The 12,943-nt window shown below is 47.3% G+C and carries 10 protein-coding genes; 7 read left to right on the top strand and 3 right to left on the bottom strand.

All coding sequences use genetic code 11. From position 1 onward, the window contains the following. Positions 1-56: 56 nt before the first annotated feature. Both BOC67_RS16830 and BOC67_RS16825 read left to right on the top strand, forming a co-directional pair. The gene (locus BOC67_RS16830) at positions 57-1,064 is read left to right on the top strand and encodes a PorP/SprF family type IX secretion system membrane protein (RefSeq protein ID WP_291911798.1); all 1,008 of its coding nucleotides are present in this window, start codon (positions 57-59) and stop codon (positions 1,062-1,064) included. Positions 1,065-1,123: 59 nt separating this feature from the next. Beyond that, positions 1,124-3,178, top strand: coding sequence for an OmpA family protein (locus BOC67_RS16825; protein WP_291911797.1), 2,055 nt, complete (start codon positions 1,124-1,126; stop codon positions 3,176-3,178). Between the two features lie 165 nt (positions 3,179-3,343). On the opposite strand, the gene BOC67_RS16820 is transcribed toward BOC67_RS16825, so the two are convergent. Further along, the gene (locus BOC67_RS16820; protein ID WP_291911796.1) at positions 3,344-3,853 is read right to left on the bottom strand and encodes a hypothetical protein; all 510 of its coding nucleotides are present in this window, start codon (positions 3,851-3,853) and stop codon (positions 3,344-3,346) included. A 534-nt stretch (positions 3,854-4,387) separates the two neighbouring features. Here BOC67_RS16820 and BOC67_RS16815 point away from each other — a divergent pair. Continuing rightward, on the top strand, positions 4,388-5,311 hold the full coding sequence (locus BOC67_RS16815) for a PfkB family carbohydrate kinase (protein ID WP_291911795.1): 924 nt from the start codon (positions 4,388-4,390) through the stop codon (positions 5,309-5,311). Positions 5,312-5,486: 175 nt separating this feature from the next. On the opposite strand, the gene BOC67_RS16810 is transcribed toward BOC67_RS16815, so the two are convergent. Beyond that, on the bottom strand, positions 5,487-6,278 hold the full coding sequence (locus BOC67_RS16810; RefSeq protein ID WP_291911794.1) for a S1/P1 nuclease: 792 nt from the start codon (positions 6,276-6,278) through the stop codon (positions 5,487-5,489). A 102-nt stretch (positions 6,279-6,380) separates the two neighbouring features. On the opposite strand from BOC67_RS16810, the gene uvrB reads away from it, so the two are divergent. The 4 genes from uvrB to BOC67_RS16790 all read left to right on the top strand — a co-directional run bounded on the left by uvrB (position 6,381) and on the right by BOC67_RS16790 (position 12,486). After that, positions 6,381-8,435, top strand: a complete 2,055-nt coding sequence (gene uvrB / locus BOC67_RS16805; RefSeq protein ID WP_291911793.1) for an excinuclease ABC subunit UvrB — start codon at positions 6,381-6,383, stop codon at positions 8,433-8,435. Positions 8,436-8,874: 439 nt separating this feature from the next. Then, positions 8,875-10,266 carry an ammonium transporter gene (locus tag BOC67_RS16800; RefSeq protein ID WP_291911792.1) on the top strand — a complete coding sequence of 464 codons (1,392 nt, stop codon included), beginning with the start codon at positions 8,875-8,877 and terminating at the stop codon, positions 10,264-10,266. Between the two features lie 325 nt (positions 10,267-10,591). Further along, on the top strand, positions 10,592-11,677 hold the full coding sequence (locus BOC67_RS16795; RefSeq protein WP_291911790.1) for a porin: 1,086 nt from the start codon (positions 10,592-10,594) through the stop codon (positions 11,675-11,677). Positions 11,678-11,826: 149 nt separating this feature from the next. Beyond that, positions 11,827-12,486 carry a DUF2461 domain-containing protein gene (locus tag BOC67_RS16790; RefSeq protein WP_291911789.1) on the top strand — a complete coding sequence of 220 codons (660 nt, stop codon included), beginning with the start codon at positions 11,827-11,829 and terminating at the stop codon, positions 12,484-12,486. 41 nt (positions 12,487-12,527) lie between these two features. On the opposite strand, the gene BOC67_RS16785 is transcribed toward BOC67_RS16790, so the two are convergent. Then, positions 12,528-12,779 (bottom strand): hypothetical protein, encoded by a 252-nt coding sequence (locus BOC67_RS16785; protein ID WP_291911787.1) that lies wholly within the window; start codon positions 12,777-12,779, stop codon positions 12,528-12,530. Positions 12,780-12,943: the final 164 nt, after the last annotated feature.

The raw sequence follows: 12,943 nt of genomic DNA, 5'->3' as shown, positions 1-12,943 counted from the left end.
AAAACCGGGATGCTGTAAGGCATCCCGGTAATCTTCAACAAGTAAATTATGTTCCTATGAAGAGGATTTCTATAATTATGATACTTTTATGGAGCAGTTTGTTGCCCCGTTTAGCTGTAGCACAGGTAGATCCGCACTTCTCACAATATTATGCCTATCCTTTATGGCTCAACCCTGCGCTTACCGGTGTAATAGATGGTGACTTTCGTGTAAATGGCAATTACCGTAATCAATGGGCCAACTATGGCAAGCCTTTTTCGACTGCCGGCGTATCTATTGATGCGGCAACTGATAAAAATATTGGTATAGGCGCAAACGTGATAAATATGGCCGCCGGCGATGCGGGTTACAATTACCTCAACGCAATGGCCAGCGTGTCTTACACGGGTGTGAAGTTTGGAAAAACCAAAACCAGCCAGCTGGTATTTGGTATCCAGGCTGGTTTGCTGAACAGGCGGGTGGATCCTGCCAAGTTCCAGACCGGCAGCCAGTACAGCCCTACCATCGGCTACGATCCCAGTATTGCAAACGGGGAAAATGTAACCACTACCTCCGCCAGCGCTTTTGACGCCGGCGCGGGTACCGTTTTCTTTGATGGTAATCCTAACCACCGGTTCAACCCGTTCGTAGGGTTTGCCGCCACACACCTCACGCAGCCGAAGGACCCTTTTGCAGCGGCTGGCATGGAAAGAAAGCTGCCGGTAAGATGGCTGTTCCATGGTGGTACCAAAATCAAGCTCAATGAGCAGTTTAGCCTTACTCCTACCGGTTTATACATGCGCCAGGGTAACGCAGAAGAAATTGTAGCGGGTATATATGCTCAAATGATGGTAAATCCGGAGTTTGATTTCCTGCTCGGGGGTAACTACCGGTTCAATGACTCCGCTATTCCGTTCGTGGGCTTCCACTTCAAAAGCTTTGTACTTGGCTTCAGCTACGATGCCAATACCTCTAATATGAAACGCCTGGTAAATGGCAGCCAGAGTTTCGAAGTTTCACTGTCCTTTATCAGTCGTAAAAGAAGAGTGCTGAATGAAGAATATTTTATCTGCCCCAGATTATAAAAATATTATCGATGACTGAAAGAGCGGAAAAATTTGATGAATCAAGAAAAGCACCCCTCATGAAAAAATATACACTCTGCCTGTTACTTGTTCTATTCGGGCTGCTACCAAACGTCCGGGCGCAATATGTTTATGACTATAAACATACGGCGGACGTTTACTACAATGCCAAAGATTACTATTCAGCAGCACAGTACTATAACAAAGCCCTGGGAACCTTTAAAATTAAAAACGACCAGGTATTACCCTATGCCGTAGCAGGTACAGCTCCCCCCGCCGGCAAACTGAAAGATTACCAGCAGGTAGTTGCCCGCCTGGCAGAGTCGTATCGCCTGTATAACGATTACGGCAATGCCGAAACATGGTATGCCCAGCTGGTGGGTTTCAATAACCCCCAGTTTCCACAGGCCCGCTATTGGTATGGCATCTGCCTGAGGGCAAACGGCAAATACCAGGAGGCGCTGGAACAATTGAAGAAGTTCAAGGAAACATATACCGCAGCAGACGAAATTTCTACCAGGGCCAGCCTGGAAATCCAATGCTGTGAATTCGCTCTCGCGGAAGAGAAGAAACAACCACGGTTCACTATCGTAAAAACGGCTGGAAACATCAACGAGGGTGGCGCAAACTATGCACCGGTAATTACCGACCCCAACACGCTGATGTTCACTTCATCCCGCCCGGAAACGCCGCCATTACCGGATAATGCCAGTGATAAAGATAAAAAGGAAAAGAACAAAAAGGGAAACCCTTATGTGAATACCTTGTACACTGCATCCGGGCATAATAACACCTATAACAACGCTACCAAGCTGACCATCCCTGATGCGCCTAAAGGTACCGACCAGGGGGTGTCCGCTATCTCTCCTGATGGCAGAACATTATACCTCACCAGGTGGACAGTTAAAAATGGCGTAAAGCAGGCAGCTATTTATATCAGCACCAAACAAAATGGTTCCTGGTCCGAACCTAAAATCTTAGGCGGCAATGTGAACGTGGATGGCTACAACTCCATGCAGCCATATATTACGGCCGATGGCAAATACCTGTTGTTTGCTTCCAACCGCCCCGGTGGTATGGGCAAAAACGATATCTGGTATTGCGTAATGAACAACGGCACCCCGGGCAGCGCCAGGAACATCGGCACCACCATCAATACCAAAGATGAGGAACAGGCGCCTTTCTATGACGCCGAAAAAGGATTGCTGGTATTTAGTTCAGATGGCCGCGTAGGCCTCGGCGGACTGGACTTCTTCCAGAGCGAAGGCGATTTCGGCAGTTGGTCCGAACCTAAGAACATGGGCAAACCATTGAACTCCCCCAAGGATGATATCTACTACACCGCACTGGATAATTCCCGCCCGTTTGCAGCAGGGTTCATCAGTTCAGACAGGGAGTCTGTATGCTGCCTGGAGATATTCGGTATCAAACGTATCCGTAAAATTGCCAGTGGTCTGATTATCGACTGCGACACGCATAAACCGCTGGAAGGCGCTACCGTAACGCTGATGGACACCGTTCGCCAGCGCATTATCGGTAAAGTAACCCTGAATGAAACCGGCCGGTACACCTTCGAAGTGGATCCTAACCGTCAGTACAAACTGGTGGCAGAAAAGGAAAACTATTTTACCAAATCACTCCACTTCAAAACCGACCAGCTGGAAAACACCGACTCACTGGATAATCCAACCCTTTGTATCAAACACTACGAGGTGGAAAAACCAATTGTACTGAATAATATCTATTACGATTTTGGTAAAGCCACGCTCAGGGAAGAATCAAAAGTTGTGTTGGATACAGTGGTGGACCTGCTGAACGAAAATCCGAAACTCACCATAGAAATGAGTGCGCATACGGATAGCGTCGGTTCCGATAAGTTTAATAATAAACTCTCTCAGGAACGTGCGCAATCCTGCGTGAATTACCTCATTAGCCGTGGTATTTCACCTTCCCGCCTGATCGCAAAAGGTTATGGTAAAACCAGGCCGATTGCGCCAAACTCACTGCCTAACCACAAGGATAACCCTGAAGGCCGTCAGCTGAACAGGAGAACCGAGTTCAAGGTATTGAAAAGACAGGTAGAGGCGCCGGTAAATAATTATCAGACAGAATGATACAACACAAAATTCTGAAACCCCTCCATATCCTAGAAAAAAGTCACAAAACCAGGAATAGCCCACGCGTTCGCGTGGGCTATTTGATTTATCACACTTTTAATGAACTATCCATTGTATGCGGAGGATAGTTCATTCCTATCTAAATTAACCAGTGCCTAAGGCTTATTTTTTACCTACCAGGCCGATAGCCAGGGTATCTTTCTTCTCGCCGGTCAGTACTTTCATGTAAGCGGCATATTTCAGCACATCAGCATAGCGGAAAGCAGTGTCTTTCTGGCCAGTAGCAGTGTTGATCTTGATGGTTTTTACGTTCTTGAAGATGTTGATGGTCATAGCAGCGCCGGTACCTTTTACATCAGCGCCTGCGTTTGCATACAGCGTATCTGTAAGCGGCGCAGCAGCTGTACCACCAATCAGGTAGATAGCCTGTTGAGCATCTTTGGTTGACTTATTCAGTTTCAGGCTCAGGTTGATAGAGCTGTCACTGTTTTCAGACAGGGTAACCACACCGTTTACAGTGTTTGCATCAGCACCTACACCTTTCAGATCGTAAGTGGTTGTACGGGCAGCAGGTGGATTGTCGTCATCTTTCTTACAAGCAGTGAAAGTTACAGCCATAGCAGTAGCCATCATAACTCCCGCTGTGAGAGCACGTTTCTTGGAAATAGACATGATGTAAATTTTAATTGAAAATTGTTAGATTGATATAAGTCTTTATTTACTTCTTATTGCAATAGGTTTTCAGCGCTTACTGAAATGTTAAACGGGTATGAAAACTTTATGTTACAGTGAAAAGTTAAAATTTATTTTACCGGATCCGGGTTGTCCGCTGAATTGCTTGTCCGTATTGCTTTTGAGAGAGATAAAAATTTTTAGTCGGTAAATCAGGTACAAATTTTTTTTGCGGGATGTGTAACATTTTTGCTGCGATACACTTTATACAAACTACCATTTTTAACAACGGATTTTTAATTTCGTATAGCCGTAATAGTTACACTTCCATAAGCTGGTTTTTTAGAAAAGATAAAAGTGGCCGGCCGGGGGCAGATTTTTTCCGGGTGTCATGCTACATTTTGTTATACCCAGGTTCTCTTACGCAGGCTCCCCCCTGCCATAAATATTATCTTCCATGTATTTATGACAGATATATTACCTTTGCCGGGTTTTGTATATCATTAACTAATTAAACCAGTAACTAAAAATAGTATGTCACTTACAGTAGTAGGCACCATGGCATTCGACGAGATCGAAACGCCCTTTGGTAAATCAGGCAGGATCATTGGTGGTTCCGCAACATATATTGCCTGGGCGGCATCCAATTTCGTGACCCCTATCAACCAGGTTTCCGTAATTGGCGGCGATTTCCCCGAGTCCGAACTGGCGGCCCTCTCGGCTAAAGGCGTAGCTATGGATGGCGTACAGGTAAAGAAAGACGAGAAAACTTTCTATTGGTCCGGCAGATATCATATGGATATGAATACCCGCGACAGCCTTGTTACCGACCTGAACGTACTGGCTGATTTTCAGCCTGTTATACCAGATAGCTACCAGGGTTCTGAGTTCCTGATCCTCGGGAACCTCACTCCACAGGTACAAATGAGCGTGATCGACCAGCTGAAGGTACGCCCTAAGCTGATCGTTATGGATACCATGAACTTCTGGATGGAAGTAGCCCTGGACGACCTGCTGAAAGTGCTGAAAAGAGTAGACGTACTGATGGTGAACGATAGCGAAGCCCGTCAGCTGAGCGGCGAATACAGTCTGGTGAAGGCTGCCCGCAAGATCCTGACCATGGGTCCGCGTTACCTGATCATCAAAAAAGGGGAACACGGCGCGCTGCTGTTCCACGAAAACCATGTGTTCTACGCTCCTGCCATGCCGCTGGATGACGTATTTGACCCAACCGGCGCCGGCGATACTTTCGCAGGTGGCTTCATCGGTTACCTGGCTAAAACCCGGGATATTTCCTTCGAAAACATGAAAACCGCGATTATCGTAGGTTCTGCTATGGCCTCCTTCTGCGTGGAGCAGTTCGGTACCGGCCGCATCAGGGAAGTGTCCAAAGAGGAAATCAACTCCAGGATCAACCAGTTTGTTCAACTGGTGAACTTTGACATCGACCTGGTATAGTAATTACCTGGCATATAAAAAGCAAGAGGGTGTATCAATGCTGATACACCCTCTTGCTTTTACCGGGTTCCCTCCGGGAAGGGAGTATAAATCCCTTTCGGGCAGGGTCATAAATCATTTATAAGCAATGCCTGCAGTAGCCGATACCCGGCTTGCTGAGGCCAGAAAATAACCCCTATTTAAAAATCCCGTTCAAAATAGCCGCCAATCGCAAACCACCCTTCAGCAGCTGCGTATTCAAGTCATTCACAAACACATAATTATACCGGTAGCTCAGTTTTGAATCCGGCTTGGTATAACCATAGACCTTATCCGCCAGGAGGTGGGATTCAAACATCCAGTCGGAAATAGTACCGGCCTGGTAAGATTTTACCTGCGCGGGAGTGGCAATATCCAGCGCTTTTGTATATTCAGTATAGCTAAGCTGTTGATACTCAATTAACTGTTCGTCCCAAACGCGATGCAGGTTAGAAGGCGTATTAAACCAGGTAACGGCAATTTTATTACCGCCCTGATCCTCATCCCGGCCCACATGCAAAGGCTGATGCATATCCCCGATCATGTGAATGAGGAAAGTAAGGGCAAATACCTTTTCTTCCTTAGGCAGGTGGCGGTTTTTCAGGTCCCTGATCATGGCATTGGTTTCGGTGTACAGGTTTTCGCCGGTGGCCGCTTTCAGCAGCTGATCAAATTCCGTGCGCTCAATTCCGCCGGGAAAATCCAGGTAATGCCAGGTATTCGTATGGTCATATTTATGGGTAGTATCCGACTTGATGAAATCCGGCCAGTTAGCCACCATGGCCATGGAAGTACGGCCGAGGATGGCTGCCACCGCTTTGCGGGCCTGCGGTGTAAGATGGTTATAGGCAATTTCCGCCACGATGCGGTGGCCGATTGGCCCCCAGGCGAAGCTGGCAAAAGGCAGCATAATACCCAGCAGCAAGGTAAAGATTAGTTTTTTTCTCATACTGTTATTCCTGATTGAATGGGCAAAAGTAAAGAGGTTTTTAACACTTTTGTCCCAACTTCTTTAGTATTTTTACATACTGCTCAATTTAAGATTCACATTATGCCATTTAAGATACAAGCGCCTTATGCTCCTGCTGGTGACCAGCCGGAAGCGATAAAACAATTGACTGAAGGCATCAACGCAGGTGAACAGTTTCAGACCCTGCTCGGGGTAACCGGCTCGGGTAAAACCTTTACTGTCGCCAATGTTATTCAGCAAGTACAACGCCCTACATTGGTGTTGACCCACAACAAAACGCTCGTGGCCCAGCTGTACGGGGAGCTGCGCCAGTTCTTCCCGGATAATGCCGTGGAGTACTTCGTGTCGTACTACGACTACTACCAGCCGGAAGCCTACATGCCGGTGAGCGATACCTATATCGAAAAAGACCTGGCCATTAATGAGGAGCTGGATAAACTCCGCCTCAAAGCCACTTCCAACCTGCTTTCCGGCCGGCGGGATATCATCGTGGTAGCCAGCGTTTCCTGCATTTATGGTATGGGTAACCCTACGGATTACGAAAACGGTATCATCCGCATCCACCAGGGGCAAACCATCAGCCGCAATACTTTCCTGCATGGCCTGGTGAACTCTCTTTATACCCGCACCACCGGGGATTTCAACCGCGGTAACTTCCGCGTACAGGGAGATACGGTGGATATCAACCTCCCGTATGTGGACTACGGCTACCGCATTACCTTCTTTGGAGATGAGATCGAAGAAATAGAAAGCTTCGATGTGCAGAACGGTAAACGTATCGGGAAGATGGACAATGCCGCCATATTCCCGGCTAACCTCTACCTGGCGCCAAAGGATATGATGCAGCAAATCATCTACGAAATACAGGATGAACTGATGGCACAGGTGGAATACTTCAAGGCCAACGGGAAACTCATAGAAGCGCAGCGCCTCTCGGAACGTGTGAACTACGACCTGGAAATGATCCGGGAATTGGGTTACTGCAGCGGTATTGAGAACTATTCCAGGTTCCTGGACAGGCGTACGCCGGGTACCCGCCCCTTCTGCCTGTTGGACTACTTCCCGAAAGATTACCTGCTGGTCATAGACGAGAGCCACGTAACCGTGCCGCAGATTGGCGGTATGTACGGCGGCGACCGCTCCCGTAAACTGAACCTGGTGGAATATGGCTTCCGCCTGCCTTCCGCACTGGATAACCGGCCTTTGAACTTCTTCGAGTTCGAGAACCTGATTAACCAGGCCATCTTTGTGAGCGCTACCCCCGGCGAATATGAGCTGAAGAAGACGGAAGGGGTGGTGGTAGAGCAAGTGGTACGACCCACCGGGCTCCTGGAGCCGCCTATTGAGATCAGGCCCAGCGTTAACCAGGTGGATGACCTGCTGGACGAAATAGACCGCCGTGTGCAGAAAGGGGACCGCGTACTCGTTACCACCCTCACCAAACGTATGGCCGAGGAAATGGACAAGTACCTGCAGCGTATTAATATTAAATCCAGGTACATCCACTCCGAAGTGGATACCCTGGAACGCATCGAAATCCTACGCGACCTGCGCCTGGGTAATATCGACGTGCTGGTAGGGGTGAACCTGCTGAGGGAAGGGCTGGACTTGCCGGAAGTATCCCTGGTGGCTATCCTGGACGCGGATAAGGAAGGTTTCCTCCGCGACGAACGCTCCCTGACCCAAACGGCCGGCCGCGCCGCCCGTAACGTAGATGGGCTGGTAATCTTTTACGCCGATAAGATTACCGACAGTATGCAGAAAACGATTGATGAAACCAACCGCCGCCGGGAAAAACAGATTGCCTATAATATCGAACATGGCATTACGCCACGTACGGTACGTAAGAGCAAAGAGCAGATCCTGGCGCAAACCGGCGTGCTGGAAATAAAGAATTACGACGAGAACTCCCCTTATGCCGTGCATGATGAGGTAACCCTGGTAGCGGAAGCAGCGATGGAAGTAGCCAAATCATCCGCCGCAACGGTGAAAACCATTCCGCAAATGGAAAAAGCCATATCCAGGGTGAAGAAGGAAATGGAAAAGGCCTCAAGGGACCTCGATTTTATGGAAGCAGCCCGTTTAAGGGATCAAATGTTTGCCATGGAAAGGGAACTGCAGGAAATGAAAGGCTAAAAACCACAATTTTTTGCCTCCAGACGGAATAATTAAACATTCAATCGCCTATATCATATATGTAATTATTTATTATATGATATAGGCGATTTCATTTCGTCTTAAAAAAAATTTCATACGTATTTTACTTATAGTAAATTATTTAATGTGATGTTTTCTTAATTGCAGTAGCAACTGTTGCCACCATTTTAGAAATTTGTTAACCTTGGCATAACGTTTACGTAAATAAGTGATTGTGAACGTTTTAACACTTATAAGCGGCCTTAAATCTTTCCCCATATCCTAAAAAACAATAATTAATATTATAATTAATTATTATTTGATTAGAACCGGCTCAATATTTAGCCCTTAAATTCAAAGAATTCTATTTTTAAGCCCATCTATTTGACGTTTTAAATTTCGCTCCTACTTTTATTTGAGAAATTTAAAATCAAATGCTATGATGAAAAAATCATTCCAAGACTATCTACCCTTTATTTTTTTAGCGGTAGTTGCCACAATCGGGATTTTTATACCCACTCTTCCATCCTATGCAGATGCTAGTAAATATAATACCTCTGACATCGCCTGGATTCTGGTAGCATCTTCACTGGTATTTTTAATGACCCCGGGATTATCCTTCTTCTATGGCGGTATGGTGAATAGAAAGAACGTAATCTCCACAATGATGCAAAGCTTCATTGCTACCGGCCTTATCAGCATTGTTTGGGTAGTTGTTGGCTTTAGTCTGGCATTTGGTAAGTCCCACGGAGGACTGATCGGTGACCCCACCACCTTTTTTATGTTTAACCATGTAGGCAGCGGCGAACCCTGGAGCCTTGCGCCTACCATCCCGCTGCTGCTGTTCGCGCTCTTCCAGATGAAGTTCGCCATCATCACTCCTGCCCTCGTGGTAGGCGCCGTAGCGGAAAGAATCCGTTTTACCTCTTATGTACTGTTTATGGTGCTGTTCAGCATCCTGGTGTATGCGCCAATTGCGCACTGGACCTGGCATCCGGATGGCATCCTGTTTAAGCTGGGCGTACTCGACTTCGCCGGCGGTACAGTAGTACATATTTCTGCCGGTTGCGCGGCCCTCGCCGGCGCTATTGTGCTGAAACGCAGGAAAGACCATATTGAAAAGAAAGAATTACAACCTGCAAATATTCCATTCGTACTCCTCGGCACCGGTTTGCTCTGGTTCGGCTGGTTCGGTTTCAACGCCGGCTCTGCCCTGGGCGCTAACCACCTCGCAGCAACTGCTTTTGCAACCACCAATACCGCTACTGCTGCTGCCGGTTTATCATGGGTATTCTTTGATGTGGTGCGTGGCCGCAAACCTTCAGCTCTCGGTTTCTGTATCGGCGCTGTAGTTGGCCTGGTTGCCATCACGCCTGCCGCAGGCTTTGTTGCTATCCCGCAAAGTATATTCATCGGATTTGTTGCTGCGATCATCTCTAACATGATGGTTCACTGGAAATCCAAAACCAGCATCGATGATACCCTGGACGTATTCCCTTGCCATGGCGTAGGCGGTATGGTAGGTATGCTCCTCACCGGCGTATTTGCTACCAAAGCTATCAACAGCGCAGGTAATGACGGCCTGTTCTATGGTAACTTCGAGCTGTTCAAAAACCAGGCGCTGGGCCTGTTCCTCGTAGTAGCATACAGCTTCGCGGTATCCTACGGCATCTTCAAAGTGATCGACTGGGTTCACCCGCTGCGCGTTAGCGACGATGAAGAATCCCTCGGCCTGGATGCTACCCAGCACAACGAAAGTTATCATCCTGCGCTGATGACTGTAGATACTGAAGGAGACCTGAAAGAAGAAGCAGAACTGGCGCACTCCTGAACAACGCGCCACTTTAACATAGCAAATGAATTAAAGTTCTTTGATCTGGACCTTTATCAACTGTATTAATAACTGTTCGTATATCCGGACACGTTAGAAGACCCTGGAATGGATAGTTAACGCAGGAAGCCGACAATGGTGGAACTGCCTGCAAGCGGCTTCGTTAACTATCCGTTCCTAACTAGCCAAGCTATCGCATGCACGTTACTTATTGAGTATTGTAGCTTAAAACGAACCCGCGTAAAGTACGCACGCATCCCCAAAACAACGCAGAAAAGGCAGCATTTATACGTCTTACCATTTTATCAACCAAATTCATACGTAAATGAAACGAATGCTTACCACCTTATTCGCGACTGGCAGCTTATTGTCTGCAAATGCACAAACATCGACAGATACGACTACTGCCCCGGCATTTAAATTATCCGGTTCTGCGGATGTATATTATAAATACAACCTGAACGGTAACTATACGGATAATAAAACCAGCTTTACCAACTCCCACAACTCCTTTGAGCTGGGTATGGTATCGCTGAAAGCGGAACATAGCTTTAAAAAAGGTAGTATAGTAGCCGACCTGGGATTTGGAAAACGTGCCGGTGAATTTTCTTACAACGATGTACCCGGTTCCGCCAATGGCTTATCCATGGCCATCAAACAATTGTATGTGTCCTACCAGGTAACTGATAAAATTAAATTGAGCATGGGTAGCTACGGTACGCACGTAGGCTACGAGCTGGTGGATGCGTATCTCAACCGGAACTATAGCATGAGCTATATGTTCAGCTACGGCCCCTTCTTCCACACGGGCGTGAAGGCGGACCTGGCGCTGACCTCTTCCCTCTCCGCCATGGTGGGCGTTTTTAACCCGACGGACCTGAAGTCTGTGACCTTAAACAGTCATAAATACATTGGTGCGCAACTCGGTTGGGCGCCGGCAGAAACTCCGGTTAAATTATACCTCAACTACCTGGAAGGAAAAGATACCAGCGGTGTGCAAAACCACCAGGTGGACGTAGTAGCCACTTACCAGATCACGGAGAAATTCGGCCTGGGCTATAACGGTACCTACAGCACCTACCTCGATACCAAATTGAAGGGAGAAGCCAATGCCAATACGAAATGGTGGGGATCTGCCCTGTACATCAATGCCGATTTTACGGATAAATTCGGCCTGACGCTGAGAGGAGAATATTTCAGCGACAAGGATGCGCTCAAAGTGTATGCGGCCTCTCCGGAAGGAGGAAACATCGTGGCCGGTACCCTGTCCTTCAACTATAAGATAGGAAACCTAACATTAATCCCGGAATTCAGGTTTGACAAGTCTTCCGTGGACCTGTTCCAGAAAAAGGATGGCGCTGCCACCACTACTACTGCCAACGTATTATTTGCTGCAACATACCACTTTTAACACCTACGAAGGATTATAACCTGCCTGCTGCTTTTATGAGAAAATGCCCTGCGGCCGCCCCTGGCTCCGCAGGGTTTCCCACTTGTTATGGGGAACAGGATGCACTTCTTCGTAACAATTATTATCTTGGGAAAAATTAATTCCCGATAATGTTACAGTCTTCCACGTTAAAGTTTCTGCGGACTTTAAAACAACATAATACCAAACCCTGGTTTGATGATCACCGGCAGGAATATGAAGCTGCCAAAGAGGATTTTGAAACGCTGGTGCAGCAGGTGATTGACGGCCTGCAAAAGCAGGACCCCACCCTGGCAGGGTTACAGGTAAAAGATTGCGTTTTCAGGATATATAAAGATGTGAGGTTCTCCAAGGACAAGACGCCTTATAAAACGAATATGGGCGCTGCTTTCCAGCAGGGTGGCAAGAAATCGCCGCTGGCGGGTTATTATTTCCACCTGGAGCCCGGCGGAAACAGTTTTGCCGGTGGCGGCCTCTGGATGCCCCCCGCCCCGGTACTGAAAAAGGTCAGGCAGGAAATTGACTACAATTTCGAGGAATTCGAAAGCATCATTTCCAATAAAGAGTTTATCAAACATTTCGGGAAGATAGAAGGGGAATCCCTGAAAACAGCGCCGCAGGGCTACCAGCCGGACAACCCGGCCATTGCCTACCTCCGGCTCAAAAGCCTGGTGGTCACCCGTACGCTCCCGGACGATGCAGTAGTTCAGCCTGCGCTGGTTAGAGATATACTCAAGACATTTTCCCTGATGCAACCCTTGCTGCAATTTATTAACCGGGCGATGGATTGATCCCGCCCGGTTAATAAATTGCAGCCGGCCATAAAAAACCCTTAATTCTTGTGGATCAGAAACTCAAAAGGTCGCGCTTTCCTGCTTTTCAGGAGTTCTTCCTTATCAGTTCTGGTGTGTGCAAATTTTTGATTGTAAACATTAGCTACTTCTACAATTGGAATAATGCCGTCCAATGTATCCTGCTGATCAACAATGTTCATGATCCTGGATACCTGGGAGGAAAAGTTACTGCTCCACTCTTCGGTAAACTTGTGCATTAACAAAAGCTCACGATTGGTGTTGGTTTTCATAGGACTTAAGGGTGTTTTCGTTAGACAATAGCGAAAAAGTTCACACGCGCTCTAAAATCGGACTACTCAGAATCAGTTTAGCTGGCATAGGATTATTAATACCAAAATTGAATTTTATCTACCACAAATCAATACTACTTCCGTGTAATTTTTACACGTCGAAA

It is taken from the genome of Chitinophaga sp. CB10, from assembly GCA_001870995.2.
Taxonomy (GTDB): Bacteria; Bacteroidota; Bacteroidia; order Chitinophagales; family Chitinophagaceae; genus Chitinophaga.
This window is presented reverse-complemented; position numbering and strand designations above follow the sequence as displayed.